Source organism: Alphaproteobacteria bacterium (assembly GCA_019635875.1).
Taxonomy (GTDB): Bacteria; Pseudomonadota; Alphaproteobacteria; order Reyranellales; family Reyranellaceae; genus JAFAZJ01.
Genome location: JAHBYP010000005.1, coordinates 1 through 13,508, shown reverse-complemented (window position 1 = coordinate 13,508; position 13,508 = coordinate 1). Strand labels below are relative to the sequence as shown.

Below are 13,508 nucleotides of genomic sequence, written 5' to 3'. Positions count from 1 at the left end.
AACGACGGCGTTGGTTGGTGCACGAGGAAGCCCCTCATCCGCCTCGCTGACGCTCGGCACCTTCTCCCCGCCTTCGCGAGGAGAAGAAATAAGGTCAGGCGTTCGTCTTCGGGATCCGCACCAGCAGCAGCGACACCAGCGCCCCCAGCATCAGCGCCGTCGAGACGATCAGCACGCCCGCGCCCCAGCGCTCGATCAGGATGGCGAAGAGCAGCGGCGAGACGCCCTGCAGCATGCGCGCCGGCAGGCCGATGATGCCCAGGCGGTAGCCGTAGTTCTGCGGCCCGAACAATGCGAGCGGCACCGTGCCGCGCGCGATGGTGACGATGCCGTTGCCCAGCCCGTGCAGCACGGCGAAGGCGCCGGCGATCAGCCCGCCGCCGGAGAACGCCACGACCAGCGCGCCGATCGGATGGGTGATGGTCGCCAGCCTCGCCGAGACCAGCGGATGGAAGCGCGCCAGCACGCTGGCCTCGAAGATGCGCGCCGCGACCTGCGCCGGGCCGATCAGCGCCGAGGCGGCGATCGCCTCGGCGGGCGTCGCACCGGCTGCCTCGAGGATGCGCGGGCAATGCGCGGCGATGCCGCCGGTGACGATCCAGCAGAAGGCGAAGGCGATGCCGAGCAGCACCATGGTGCGGTCGATCGGCACCGGCTGGTCCTGCGCCTTGCGGTCCTCGGCGGTGATCTTCGGCCTGGGCAGCAGAAAGAGATTGAGCGGCAGGCCGAGCACCATGTGCGCGACGGCCCAGGCGAGGCAGGTGTCACGCCAGCCGATGGTGGCGATGCCCCAGGCGGTGAGCGGCCAGCCCACGGTGCTGGCGAAGCCGGCGATCAGGGTGATGCCGGTGATCGGCTTGCGCGCGTCCTTGCCGTAGATGCGGCCCAAGGTGGCGAAGGCGGCGTCGTAGAGCCCCATGCCCATGCCCAGCCCGAGCGCCAGCCAGGCCAGGCCGAGCAGCACCGGCCCCTCGGCCAGCGCCAGCAGCACCAGGCCGGCGGCGAAGGTGACGTTGGAGATCGCCAGCACGGAGTGGCCGCCGACCGCGTCGATGCGCCACCCGACGCGCGGCCCGAGAAAGCCCGAGAGCAGCAGCGCGGCCGAGAAGGCGGCGAAGAACCACTGCGTCGACACGCCGGTGTCGCGCGCGATGACGTCGCCCAGCACCGCCGCCAGGTAGTAGCTCGAGGCCCAGGCCAGGGTTTGCGTCGTGCCGAGAACGATGACCGTCGGCAGCGTTCGATCGGACATGGCGCTGTCATGCCATGTTTCCAGAAGGATGGAAACACGAACAGACGCGGCGCTTGTCGGCGGCCAGTTGGCGTGGCATCAGCCTGGCGCCATCATCGTCGCGACAAGGGGGAGTTCTGAATGCGGCGCTTCATTGTGCTGCTGGCGCTGACACTTGCGGCGCCGGCCTGGGGGCAGACGCCGCGGGCGGGCTTCGTCAAGGATCCGCGCACCGGTTGCCAGGCCTGGGACGGGACAGGCACGGCCAACGGCGTCACGTGGTCGGGTTCCTGCAGTCGCGGCTACGCGTCGGGCACCGGCGTCCTGCAATGGTCGGTGAACGGCAAGCCGGCCGACCGCTACGAGGGCGAGCTGCGCAACGGCAAGGCGCACGGCCGGGGCGTCTACAGCTATTCCGATGGCGGTGTCTACGACGGCGAGTTCGTCGACGACAGGCGCCACGGGCGCGGCGCCTATCGCTACCGCGACGGGAGCGTCTACGAGGGCGAGTTCGCCACCGACAAGCGCCACGGTCGCGGCGTCTTTCGCTTCGTCGACGGCGGTGTCTATGAAGGCCAGTACCGCAACGACCGGCGCGACGGCCAGGGCGTCTATCGCTTCGCCGATGGCAGTCGCTACGAGGGCGGATGGCTGGACGGCAGGCGCCACGGCCATGGCACGATGGCGTGGGACGGCGGCGATCGCTACACCGGCGCCTGGCTGGCCGACAGGGTGCATGGACAAGGCACCATGACGACCGCCGACGGCCGCACCTTCAGCGGCATGTGGGTGAGCGGCTGCTTCAACGACGGCGGGCGACGGATGTCCGCCGGCCGGCCGCCCGACGAATGCGGCATCCGTAACCGTTGAAGGGGGCGCGCCGGGAGCGGCGTCGCACCGCCGCTCCCGGCGCTGATCGCTAAAGGTACCCCGAGCCCCTGATGCGGTCGATCTGCGACTCGCTCGCGCGGGCCGGGTCGCGGCGCGGGTCGCCGCGATAGTCCCAGCCGTCCTCGCGATAGGCGTCGCCGCGCAGCGAGGGATCGATCGGGCCATGCCGTTCCATGATCGCGCAGGCCATGTCCCACTGCGAGTCGGGAACGCGCGCCGTCACCAGCGTGCCGCCGCGCCTGACCGCCTCGGTGTATTCGTGCGCATGCTCGGGGGGAATGCCCGTGTCGCGCAGCGCGCTGACCAGGCCGCCGACGCCCGCGCCGGCCGCGCCGCCGGCCACCGCGCCCACGGCAGCCGCCGCCAGCCAGCCCGCGGCGACCACCGGACCCAGGCCGGGAATCGCCAGCAGGCCGATGCCGGCCAGCAGGCCGGCGGTGCCACCGGCGGCCGCGCCGATGCCGGCGCCGGTGCCGGTGGGCGAGCCCGGCAGCTCCGTCACCTCGGCATGGCCGCGCGCGACCTCCTTGCTGGCAATGATGCTGATGTCGACCGTCGGGATGCCGGCGGCCTCGAGGTCGCGCACCGTGTCGTTGGCGGCGCTGTATGAGGCATAGACGTGGCTGAGGGTCTTCATGGCCTCCTCCTTCGTCAGCGGGTGGGGGTGGTGGGCGCCGGCGTGGTTGCCGGCGCGGGCGTCGCGGGCGCGGGCGTTGTGGTCGGCGTCGCGGCCGGCGCGCCGCCGGCGTCGCTCACAACATTGCCCTTGTAGTCGATGGCGATGCCGACGCTCTTGCCGTCCATGGTCGCGGTGCCGCGCCAGATGCCGGCGTCGTCCTTCTTCAGCTCCGAGACGTCGGTGTAGCCGCGCGCCAGGGCGCGATCCTTGGCCTGGCCCTGGGTGAAGGAGTTGGCGCCCTTCAGCGGCGCGCCGGGATCGTTGGCCGCGGTCTTGAAGACGTCGCGCTTGCAGTTGTCCATGAACACCTGCTGGTCGATGCGCCCGTCCTCGGGGATGCGCACCTGGTGCATGCGCATGCCGGCGAGATAGCGGCCGGTTTCCTCGTCACTGAGCACGCCGTCGCCGTTGGCGTCGGCCTTCTTCCACAGATCGGTGCACTCGGTTTCGCTCATCGCGAACGCCGGCGCGGACAGGCACGCCAGCGCGAACAGGGCGGCGATGGGGCTCCGCATGGTGACCCTCCTCGATGATTCCGACCGCGGCGCAGGGGGAGCGCCGCCGACGCATCAACGCCGGAAATCGTCGGAGGGTTGCGCGCGAGCCCATGCTGAGGGGGGCGCAAAGATGGCCCCGCACGCAGGGGGAGAGGAGCGGCGGGGCCATCTGGAGCGGATGCCATTCAGTCGACAATACTCGCTCGCACCCACAACGCGCCGGACCTCGCGGGGTTGCACGGCCGGCGGCGCGATGAAGAGCAAGTGCCCGCCGCCTTGTGCTAGGGGGCTACCCAGCGGCGGGACACCCGCCATCGCCGGGCCGGTCAGAACCCGACGACAACTGCACGAATCAATGAGCCGTCGACCTGCGGGTTCCGTCGCCCCGGTGCCGTCGCCCCAGTTCCGTCGCCCCAGTTCCGTCACCATTGCGCGGCGCGGGCGAATCGGGCTTGCTCCCGGCGGGACGACGCCCGCACGGGAGGCGGCGATGCGGTTGAAGATCGTTGGCATGGCGCTGGCGTTGCTGTGCGCGACGTCCCCGGCGGCGGCGCAGGATCGCGGCGAGAACTGGCGGCTGTGCGCCAACAAGGACCGCGCGCCGCCCGACGTGCCGATCAAGGCCTGCACGGCGATCATCGAGGCGGCGCAGGAAACGCCGATCGATCTTGCCTCGGCCTACTACAATCGCGGCATCGCGCACGACGACAAGAAGATGTACGACCAGGCGATCGCCGACTACAGCGAGGCGATCCGGCTCGATCCCAGCGACGCCAGCCACTTCTACAATCGCGGCAACAGCCACAGCGCCAAGCGCGACCACGCGCGTGCCATCGCCGACTACAGCGAGGCGATCCGCATCAAGCCCGACCACGCCAGCGCCTGGGGCAATCGCGGCAACCAGTGGCAGCGCCAGGGCCAGTTCGACAAGGCGCTGGCGGACTACACCGGCGCGCTGCGCATCAATCCGCGGCACCTCAACTCGCTGAGCAGCCGCTGCTGGACCTATGTGCGGCTCGACCGGCTGGAGGATGCGCTGGCCGATTGCGACGCCTCGCTCGGCCTGCGGCCCCGGCACGCCGACACGCTCGACAGCCGCGGCTTCGTGCATCTGCGGATGGGCAATCTCGACGCGGCGATCGCCGACTACGACGCGGCGCTTCTCCTCGATCCGCGACAGGCGACCTCGCTCTACGGCCGCGGCATCGCAAAGCGGCGCAAGGGCGACGCCGCGGGCGCCGCCCTCGACATCGAAGCGGCGGTGAAGCTCAGCGCCAACATCGCGCGCGAGATGCAGCGATACGGGCTGAAGTGAGTCCGGGTCGGGCGCGCCATGATCGAGTGGACGATCTCGCAGCCGCGCCGCCTGGTCAGCGCCACCGTCGTCGGCCGCGCGCTGCCCGAGCACTTCGAGGCCTATATCGTGGCCGTCGATGCCGCCGGCGCCGCGCCCTATCGCAAGCTGTTTCGTGTCATGACGGCGGACGCCGTCGATCCGCGCGACATCCCGGCAATCGCCGCCGTGGTGGTGAAGCACGGCAGGAGTGCCGCCAAGGTCGGCCCGGTGGCCATCGTCGTGAACTCGCGCGAATCGAATCTGCTGGCCGACTGGTTCAAGAGCCTCGCCTCGCTCGAGCGACCGGTGCGCATCTTCCAGCAGGAGGGCGCGGCGCTGGCCTGGCTCGACGGTATCGCGCCGCCGCCGGCGTCAACCTAGGGGGTGCGTCGCCGGCTGGCGCTGCCGCGCGAGGAACGTGCGCATGCGGTCCTGCTGGCGGTTCCAGCGCTTCTTGTAGAGCTTGGCGATAACGAGATCGTTCTCGTCGCGGGCGACCGTGTACTTCCGCTGCAGCGCCTGGTTGATGCGCACCAGCTCGTCCCATTCGCGTTCGCGGCTCAAAGGCGCAGTCATGGCTGGCCTCCTTTGCGAGTGCCGCCATCAGCGCATGCCGGGCCGGCGCTGTCACGAAGCGGCCGGCCGAATCCTGTGAAAGAGCGGTCGCTCGATTAGACTGTCCAGTCGACAGAATCCGGCATCTCACGCGCCAGCCGGGCGCAGCCGCGCGACCGGGCGGTCGGGTCGGGCAAAGTGCAGCAGCTCGAGCACCGCCTCGTCGTCGAGCGTCACGCCGTAGCTCGCGACCACGGCCAGAAGGTGCGGGCGGGCGCCCAGGATCTCGAGCACCTCGTAGGTGCGGCTCACCAGTTCGGGAGGCGGCAGTGCGGTGAGCTGGTCCGCCGTCTCCTGGTCGCAGCCGTGGTGCTGCAGCAGGGCGCGCAGCTCGCGGGCGATCGCCTGCTGGGTCGGGGAGGGCGGGGCGGCCTGGTGCATGAGCCATGAACGCCGAACCCTGTGCAGTGGTGCCCGATCGCCGTGTGACGCCGTACAGGGGCGGAGTTTCACGGGCGGGATTTCGCAGCGATACCGCCGATTTGGATCATTCTGCGTTGGCTGGGCGACCCGGCCCGGGCGTATCTGTTGGCATTTCAATCAGGGCATTTGCGCCATGGCGACCGGCAAATTGACGATTCTACTGGTCGAGGACGACACCGACATCCTCGAGGAGATCGCGGGCTACCTGAGGCGACGGCAGTACGAGGTCGTGACCGCGCCGGATTTCGGCAGCGGCCGCCTGGCGCTGGCCGACGAGGGTCGCTACCCCGATGTCCTGGTCACCGACGTGCATCTGCCCGACGGCGACGGCCTGGACCTGCTCGAGCACGTCAACAGCCGCACGCCGCCGCCGCCCCGGCCGCGGGTGATCGTCATGACCGGCCATCTCGACGCGCAGAAGGTCGGCCAGGCCCAGCGCGACGGCGCCGAGACTGTTCTGCTCAAGCCGTTCAGCCTCGGCACGCTGCTGCAGCAGCTGCGCACCGGCGAAGCATGAGCGCAGCCGTCGCCCTGTGGCGGCAGCGCCGCGAGTATCTCGGCGCCATCGGCCGCAAGGGCGCACTGCTGGCGGCGGTCGCCGGGCTCCTCCTGCTGCTGGCCTTCGCCGCCGCCGTGGCGACGGTACAGTCGCTCAGCCGGCCGGCGAAGCCCTATGAAAGCGTGACGGCCGAGCTCGCCCAGCTGCTGACCGAGGTCGGCGGCTCCGGCATGGCGCTGCTGGCCGCGATCGCCACGATCGATGGCGTGGGGCGCATGGACGAGGCGCGCGAGCGCTGGCAGATGGCGTCCGCCCGCATCGGCCAATTCTGCGATGGCAGGGACAGGGCCGACGGCGTGCCGCGAATCTACCTGTGCGACCGCCTGCTCGGCGCGCGCGCGTCGATCGATCGCGACCTGCTGCGCACCTATCCGCTATCCGCCGCCGACATCGACCGCGTCGCGACCGAGCTGACGCGCCTGGTCGACTTCCTCAGAGCCTATGGCCGCGCGCATCGCGAGCAGGCCGCCGAGGCCCAGGCCGCGATCGGCGAGCAGCGTTCGCTGATGGTGATGCTGGTGATCGGCACCGGCGGCGCCATGGCCGCGAGCTTCGTGCTGTTCTACGTCGTCGCCGGCGCCGCCACCGCCAATCGCAACGGCCGCCTGGCGGCCGAGCGCTCGGAGAAGGCGGCGATCGAGACCCGCCAGCAGCTGATGGAGGCGATCGAGGCGATTCCGGTGGGCTTCGGCCTCTACGACCGCGACGGCCGCATGGTGATGTTCAACGAGCGCCTGGCCGCGCTCAGCCCGCAGAGCTATACGCCCGACATCGTCGGGCTGCACTTCGAGGAGATCATCGACCGGCACATGGCCTGCCGCCAGACCGACGAGGAGGAGCGCCGGCGTGTCGGCGACCGGCTGCGCGCCCGTTTCCGCAGCCAGCAGCCCGGAGACCTGCAATGGATGCCGGGCGGCCGCTATTTCGAGTCGAACGAGATCCATACGCCGAGCGGCTACATCGCCTCGTGTCGGGTCGACATCACGGCGCTTAAGCAGCGCGAGGCTGAGCTCGAGGCGAGCGAGGCGCGCTACCGACAGGTCGTCGACTCGATGATCGACGCCGTCTTCACCTCGGGTTCGGACGGGCTGACCTATGTCAGCGGCGCCGCGCAGCCCGTGCTCGGCATGCCGGCCGGCGAGGCTATCGGCCTGAAGCCCGCCGACATGTTCCACGCCGAGGACATGCCGCGCATGCTGGATTGCCTGCGCGCCCTGCGCCGCGATCCCGGCTCGGTGCAGACCGTGCGGCTGCGCACCGGCGGCCGGCTGGCGAGCGGACGCTGGATCGAGATGCGCTTCACCGCCTCCGGTCCGGCCGATTCGCGCGGCCACTATCCGCTGATCGGCGTGCTGCGCGACATCGATGCCCAGGTCCAGCTCGAGCAGGCGCAGCGCGACGACATGATGAAGATGCGCTCGATCGTCGAATCGAGTGGCGCGCTGATCGCGCTGGTCGACGGCGAGCAGCGTGTCGTGCTCGCCAACCGCACCTTCCTCGACGCCGCCGGCAGGACTCTGGGGCAGGTCATCGGCCGGCGCTACGAGGAGGTCGTCGATTGCGGCGACGCCGCGCCGGCGCTCGCCGCCTGGCTCGCCGGCGAGCAGCGCGAGACCTTCGCCTTCGACCAGGTGATCCGCTCGGGCGGCCGGCGCCGCGTCGTGCGCGTCAGCGCCAGCCACGTGCACGACGTGGACGGGCGCGTGAACTACAGCCTGCTGCTGGGCGTCGACGAGACCGAGCGGCGTCAGGCCGAGACGCGCGCCATCGACGCCTCCAGGCTGGCGACGCTGGGCGAGATGGCCACCGGCATGGCGCACGAGATCAACCAGCCGCTGACCGTCGTGCAGTTCGCCGTCGACGCCATCGAGGCCGACCTCGAGGACAACCTGCATCGCGACGATCCCGAGACCTATGTCGCCGAGGCTGCGCGCCACATCGCACGCGTGCGCAACCAGGCGCAGCGCGCCGCCGGCATCGTGCGCCGCCTGCAGGGCTTCGCGCGGCGCGGCGACGAGGTGGCGCAGGCCTTCGACGTCGCCGAGGCGATCCGCGTCGGCGTCGACCTCGTGGCCGAGCAGATGCGGCTCGAGCGGATCGCGGTCGCGCTCGACCTGCCGGCCGACCTGCCGCCGGTGCACGGCCACGCCACCCGCCTGCAGCAGGTGGTGATCAACCTGATGATCAACGCGCGCGACGCCATCGTCGAGGCGCGCGCCGGCGCCGAAGGACCGGTGCGCCACGAACGCATCGACATCCGCGCCGCCCACGACATGAAGGCCGACCGGGTGGTGATCGAGATCGCCGACAGCGGCAGCGGCATCCCCGAGCACGTGCTGCCCCGTCTCTTCGAATCGTTCTTCACCACCAAGCCCAGGGGCAAGGGCACCGGGCTCGGCCTGTCGATCAGTACCGACATCGTCGCCGAGATGAAGGGCGCGATCACCGCCGAGAACCGCGCCCAGGGCGGCGCGCTGTTCCGGCTCAGCTTCCCCACGATCGAGCGGATCCCGGCCGCGGCGTGAGCCGCCTGTCGCGCCAGTCGCCGACGTGGCCGGTCGCGGATGCCGGCAGGCGTGGCTGAGAGCGGACGTTGCGAGCTCGACCTGCGAACCGATGCCCGTCGCGATCAGGACTCGTCCAAAGCCCGGTGGGGCATGAGCGGGGAGGGCTGCAGAACGTCGGCAGCCGCCAACAGGCGAACGAGCGCGCTCCTGCGGTTCACGCCGGTCTTGGCGTAGATGCGCTTGACGTGCGTGCGCACCGTCTCGGGCGCGACCTTCAGGGCGAGCGCAGCGGTACCGATGCTGCCCGCCTTGACGATTTCCAGCGCAACACGCGCCTCGGTTGGCGTGAAGCCGTAAAGCGCGCGCAGGGTTTCCACGGACGGTCCGGCCTGCCGTTCCGGGTCGATCAGGAAGATCGCGGCGACACTGCCGCGCGCATCGGCGGCGAGAATGGACGCAAGGATGCCCTTGAGCGGGCTGACCAGGACGGAAAGCGGCAGCCGCCCGGACTCGCGCGCCAACGGCAGGGCACCGCCCGGACCGCCATTGAGGGCGGAAGCGATCAGTCCAAGCAGCAGGTGGTTCTGGGCGCGGTGTCTGGCCCTGACCGTGCCATCCTCAAGCACGATGGCATCGCGCGCCGCGGCGAGTCGCGAAACGGACGCATTGGCGAACAGGACGCGCCCGCCGCGACCGACCAGAAGCACGGCGGATGTCAGCTGATCGAGCGCACCGAGTGCGATGCGCTCCGTCGCCTGGCTGCGTTCCAGCACGGAGCGCAGTTGCACGGCGCGCCGTATGTGCGGCAGGAACCGTTGAGTGCGCGCAAGCTCGCTGCGGGTGAACGGCCCCTGGTCCGCCGACCGGTGGATCGAAAAGCCGACCAGAGAGCTTGGACCATCGTTGGTCTTGAACAGCGCACCGTGGGCAATATCAAGAGGTTCGAGAACTTCGCCGTAGAACCCGGTCCTGCGCATTCTGTCGAGGGGTGCAAACGAATCGCCCGCCACGGGTACGCACACCGGGTGTGCAAGCATGTGCCGCGCCCAGAGATTGTCAACGTGCCTCTCGCTCCACGTCTGCGTCGCTCGGGGATCGACGCGATAGAGACTCACGAAAGGCACGGGGCCGGGTTTCCTCGACAAGACGTGAAAAACAGCGTTCCGGCCGCCGATCCGATCGCACAACAGGGACAGCACATCCGGCAGCGCGTCGAGGTCTTCGACCGTATCGTAAATGCGCTCAACGAGCTCGTTGTCGTCCCTGAGCATGGCACCGAATCCCCCGCTCCGCGCGCCAACAAACATTATACCCGAACGGCAATGCCTCAGCCAGTTCAGCACTCTTCACCGTGCTGCCGCATGACGGCGCGATCAGCCAGTTTTCAACCTGCGAACGGTGCGCCGTCCCCCGATCGGGGGACGCACGCCGCGCTCAGCTTGGACATCATGGGAGCATGCGGATATGGATGCGCCTGGCGTTCTTCAGCATGACCTTGGTCTTCTCCGAGGCCGCCCTGGCTCATGGTGACGCCGACTGGATCCAGAAGAACTCGCAGTTTGTCGACCGATTCGGACGTCATTGCTGCGGCCCCAAGGATTGCGAGCGAATCCCTGAAAGCTGGATTCGCGAGGAGGGTATCGACATCTACGTGCTGCCCACGCGACAGCGGTTCAGAAAGGGTCAGCGCGGCACCTACCAGAGCCGGGACGAGCACTGGTGGTGGTGCAAGGCTCGCCAGCTGCCGGGTCAGAGCCGGCCGCCGGCAGCCTGCATCTTCTTCCCGTTCCACGGCCACTAGCGTGGGGAGTCGGATTGCGCCGATATCAGTTGCGTCGTGCGCCCGCGCTCAAATCGCCAGCGAATAGCTCGTGCTGCGGCCGCCCGCCGGATCGCGGACCAGGATGCCACGCGCGAGGAGGTCGTTGATGTCGCGCAGCGCGGTGTCGGGCGAGATCTTCGCCAGCCCCTCGCCCATTTCGACGAGGTCAGCTTGCCCTCGAAGCCGTCGAGCAGGCGGTTGACGACAAGGCGCTGGCGCTCGCTCGGCGCCTGGTCGGCGAGCGCCTTGAAGATGCGCGCCTTGCGCAGCACCTGGGCGGGGATGTGCTCGGCGCCGTCGAAGGCGCGGTCGAGGCAGCCGAGGAACCAGCGCAGTCACGCGCCGATGTCATGGATATTGTTCACCGCAAGCGCAACAGTATTCACCGCAGAATGTGCGGCGAACATTCCGGCATTCGCCGCATCCGTATGCGGTTCAGCGAATAATCAAACTAAATACGATATGGCGCATAAGCTATTTGCGAACGCCGGCCACGCTCCTCTCGGATGCCCGCTCGATCCCCCGGGCGATCGCATATGCCACTCAAGTGGTCGGAGCGCGCCACTCCAGAGTGGCGCGCCCCGACCAGGGAGCTTCGTTCAAGGCGTTTGGGTTGCGGCGCTCCAGCACCCCGAAGACGATCGTCCCGCTCAGTCGCCCGACGCCAGCCCGTCGAGCCACTCGCTGGCGAGCTGGCGGGTGGGAAAGACCGCGATCGGCCGGAGGCTCGACTCGGTGCCGTCTTCGAACTGCATCACCAGCTCCAGGGCCCTGGCGGAATCGAGGACGAAGGCCACGGGGCCGAGCGCGCCGTCGTCCGCCGCCGCGTTGGTCATGCGGGCGAGCTCGCGGATCTGCGCCGGGTTGATGTCGACGGAGGCGTGCGAGAGGTCGTGGAGCTTGGCGTAGCCCGTCGCGCCCGTCCGGCGCATGTCGGCGATGAACGCCGCCCAGTCCGCGGCGGAGACCCTTCCCGACCACATCGCTTCCACTCTCCGCGTCTCGGTCGACACGCTCCATTCGATCGGCATGCACGGCTTCCCGGGCGGCAAGAGGGGCGAGGACGCTCTGCTCGGCACTACGTCGACCGGACGCAGCAGACTTGATAGACTCGATCGGCGGCTCGTTCATTTGAAATATTGCCAGGTGTTTTCAGTGATTTCTGTCGCCATGGGCGTGGTCGACGGGTGCCACTCTCCCGGTGGTGGTCGATCCGGTGCATCGGGGCGAATACTGACACCGCCTAGTATCGAACGCCGGACACGGTATAGACTTGGGTAAAAGAAGAGGACGACTCCTGCGGAGTATTCTGGGAGTTCGACGATGGGTGGGGATACGCCAGTTCGCGGGCAATCGCTGACGGTCGATGTCGAGAATTCGATCAACCGGCGCGTGTTCGAGACTTCGCTCGACCTGATCATGGTCACTGATCGCGGTGGCCGGATCCTGCGCATCAGTCCGAGCGTCAGGGCATTGCTCGGCTACGCCCCGGCCGAGGTCGAAGGCCACGTCGCCAGCGACTTCATCCACCCCGAGGATCTCGATCCGACCCGTTCGGAGATGCGGGTGGCGCGCAAGGGCCGCGCGACGCGCTATTTCGACTGCCGCTACATGCACCGCGACGGCCATGCCGTGGCCCTGAACTGGACCGGCGTGTGGTCGGAGGCGGACCAGCATCATTTCTTCATCGGCCGCGACATGACCGAGGTCAACCGCATCGCCGGCGTGCTGCGCCAGTCGCAGAAGATGGAGGCGGTCGGCCAGCTCACCGGCGGGCTGGCGCATGATTTCAACAACATCCTGCTGGTGATCCTGGGCAACCTCGACGTCATCGAGGAGGCGCACGACATCGGCGAGGACACGCGCGCCATGCTGGCCGAGATCGGCAGCGCCGCGCTGCGCGCCGCCGAGCTGACGCGCCAGCTGCTGGCCTTCTCGCGCCAGCAGCCGCTGCAGCCGGAAATCACCAACCTCAACGAGCTGGTCGCCGCGCTGGGCAAGCTGCTGCGCCGCACGCTGGGCGAGCAGATCGTCATCGACGAGCGGCTGAGCCCGACGCTGTCGCCCACGGTGGTCGATCGCACGCAGTTCGAGTCGGCGCTGCTCAATCTGTGCGTCAACGCGCGCGACGCCATGCCGCTTGGCGGGCGGCTGATGGTCGAGACCGGCAATGTCGAGCTCGACGAGGACTACGCGGCGGAGAACCCGGACGCCAGGCCCGGCCGCTACGCCATGCTGGCGGTGACCGATACCGGCACCGGCATGTCCCGGCAGGTGCTGGAGCACGTCTTCGAGCCGTTCTTCACCACCAAGGAAGTGGGCAAGGGCACCGGGCTCGGCCTGAGCATGGTCTACGGCTTCATCAAGCAGAGCCACGGCCACATCAAGATCTACAGCGAGGTCGGCCAGGGCACCTCGGTGAAGATCTACCTGCCGGCGGCCGCCGGGCAGCACGCCGAGGACGCGCCGGCCCGCGGCGCGGCGCCGGCCGGCGGCGGCGAGCGCGTGCTGCTGGTCGAGGACGACGCCCAGGTGCGCGCCAGCGTCCGCCGCCAGCTCGACAGTCTCGGCTACCGCGTGAGCGAGGTCGACAGCGGCGAGGCCGCGCGGCGCCTGCTGGGAGAGGACGGCGCCTTCGCCTTCGACCTCGTGCTGAGCGACGTGGTGATGCCGGGCAAGGTCAACGGCATCCAGCTCGCCGAGGCGATCGCGCGCACCCGGCCCGACGTGCGCATCATCCTGATGTCGGGCTACACCGAAAACGCGATGCTGCAGGACGGCCGGCTGGGTGAGGGCACCCGCCTGCTGATCAAGCCGTTCCGCAAGGTCGAGCTCGCCCAGGCGCTGCGCGAGGCGCTGTCGGCCGCGCGCTAGCGCGACGAGCCCGAATTCGGCGCCGCCCTGTCATCCCGAGCGCAGCGAGGGATCCAGGCTGGCCCTGGATCCCT

The 13,508-nt window shown here is 69.4% G+C and carries 15 protein-coding genes and 1 pseudogene; 8 read left to right on the top strand and 8 right to left on the bottom strand.

Annotation, left to right across the window (positions count from 1 at the left end):
• Window positions 1-94 precede the first annotated feature (94 nt).
• Window positions 95-1,252 (bottom strand): MFS transporter, encoded by a 1,158-nt coding sequence (locus tag KF889_17970; protein ID MBX3501330.1) that lies wholly within the window; start codon window positions 1,250-1,252, stop codon window positions 95-97.
• Between the two features lie 120 nt (window positions 1,253-1,372).
• Here KF889_17970 and KF889_17965 point away from each other — a divergent pair, with 120 nt between their 5' ends.
• The gene (locus tag KF889_17965; GenBank protein ID MBX3501329.1) at window positions 1,373-2,101 is read left to right on the top strand and encodes a hypothetical protein; all 729 of its coding nucleotides are present in this window, start codon (window positions 1,373-1,375) and stop codon (window positions 2,099-2,101) included.
• Window positions 2,102-2,150: 49 nt separating this feature from the next.
• Here the strand turns inward: KF889_17965 and KF889_17960 are convergent, their stop codons facing one another.
• Entirely contained in the window at window positions 2,151-2,759 is a 609-nt protein-coding gene (locus tag KF889_17960; GenBank protein MBX3501328.1) for a hypothetical protein, read from the bottom strand.
• Between the two features lie 14 nt (window positions 2,760-2,773).
• Entirely contained in the window at window positions 2,774-3,316 is a 543-nt protein-coding gene (locus tag KF889_17955; GenBank protein MBX3501327.1) for a hypothetical protein, read from the bottom strand.
• Window positions 3,317-3,788: 472 nt separating this feature from the next.
• Here KF889_17955 and KF889_17950 point away from each other — a divergent pair, with 472 nt between their 5' ends.
• Both KF889_17950 and KF889_17945 read left to right on the top strand, forming a co-directional pair.
• Window positions 3,789-4,613 (top strand): tetratricopeptide repeat protein, encoded by an 825-nt coding sequence (locus tag KF889_17950; protein ID MBX3501326.1) that lies wholly within the window; start codon window positions 3,789-3,791, stop codon window positions 4,611-4,613.
• Between the two features lie 18 nt (window positions 4,614-4,631).
• Complete coding sequence (locus tag KF889_17945) at window positions 4,632-5,015, top strand: hypothetical protein (protein MBX3501325.1); 384 nt, start codon at window positions 4,632-4,634, stop codon at window positions 5,013-5,015.
• Here the strand turns inward: KF889_17945 and KF889_17940 are convergent.
• Entirely contained in the window at window positions 5,007-5,210 is a 204-nt protein-coding gene (locus KF889_17940; protein ID MBX3501324.1) for a hypothetical protein, read from the bottom strand. The two genes, KF889_17945 and KF889_17940, sit on opposite strands and share 9 nt — an antisense overlap.
• Window positions 5,211-5,336: 126 nt before the next feature.
• Entirely contained in the window at window positions 5,337-5,630 is a 294-nt protein-coding gene (locus KF889_17935) for a hypothetical protein (protein MBX3501323.1), read from the bottom strand.
• Window positions 5,631-5,805: 175 nt separating this feature from the next.
• Here KF889_17935 and KF889_17930 point away from each other — a divergent pair, with 175 nt between their 5' ends.
• Window positions 5,806-6,189 carry a response regulator gene (locus KF889_17930; GenBank protein MBX3501322.1) on the top strand — a complete coding sequence of 128 codons (384 nt, stop codon included), beginning with the start codon at window positions 5,806-5,808 and terminating at the stop codon, window positions 6,187-6,189.
• Window positions 6,186-8,756, top strand: coding sequence for a PAS domain S-box protein (locus KF889_17925; GenBank protein ID MBX3501321.1), 2,571 nt, complete (start codon window positions 6,186-6,188; stop codon window positions 8,754-8,756). The genes KF889_17930 and KF889_17925 overlap by 4 nt, the downstream gene beginning before the upstream one ends.
• Before the next feature lie 104 nt (window positions 8,757-8,860).
• Here KF889_17925 and KF889_17920 read toward each other — a convergent pair whose 3' ends face one another.
• Window positions 8,861-10,009, bottom strand: a complete 1,149-nt coding sequence (locus KF889_17920) for a helix-turn-helix transcriptional regulator (protein MBX3501320.1) — start codon at window positions 10,007-10,009, stop codon at window positions 8,861-8,863.
• 197 nt (window positions 10,010-10,206) lie between these two features.
• Between KF889_17920 and KF889_17915 the strand changes: the two genes are divergently transcribed.
• Window positions 10,207-10,539 carry a hypothetical protein gene (locus KF889_17915; GenBank protein MBX3501319.1) on the top strand — a complete coding sequence of 111 codons (333 nt, stop codon included), beginning with the start codon at window positions 10,207-10,209 and terminating at the stop codon, window positions 10,537-10,539.
• A gap of 48 nt (window positions 10,540-10,587) precedes the next feature.
• Here KF889_17915 and KF889_17910 read toward each other — a convergent pair.
• Window positions 10,588-10,754, bottom strand: a pseudogene (locus tag KF889_17910) (cell filamentation protein Fic).
• 90 nt (window positions 10,755-10,844) lie between these two features.
• On the opposite strand from KF889_17910, the gene KF889_17905 reads away from it, so the two are divergent.
• Window positions 10,845-11,006: a hypothetical protein gene (locus KF889_17905; protein MBX3501318.1), complete on the top strand. Its 162-nt coding sequence runs from the start codon at window positions 10,845-10,847 to the stop codon at window positions 11,004-11,006.
• Window positions 11,007-11,210: 204 nt separating this feature from the next.
• On the opposite strand, the gene KF889_17900 is transcribed toward KF889_17905, so the two are convergent.
• Window positions 11,211-11,591: a hypothetical protein gene (locus KF889_17900; GenBank protein MBX3501317.1), complete on the bottom strand. Its 381-nt coding sequence runs from the start codon at window positions 11,589-11,591 to the stop codon at window positions 11,211-11,213.
• Window positions 11,592-11,883: 292 nt separating this feature from the next.
• Here KF889_17900 and KF889_17895 point away from each other — a divergent pair, with 292 nt between their 5' ends.
• Entirely contained in the window at window positions 11,884-13,434 is a 1,551-nt protein-coding gene (locus tag KF889_17895) for a response regulator (protein MBX3501316.1), read from the top strand.
• The last annotated feature ends 74 nt before the right edge of the window (window positions 13,435-13,508 follow it).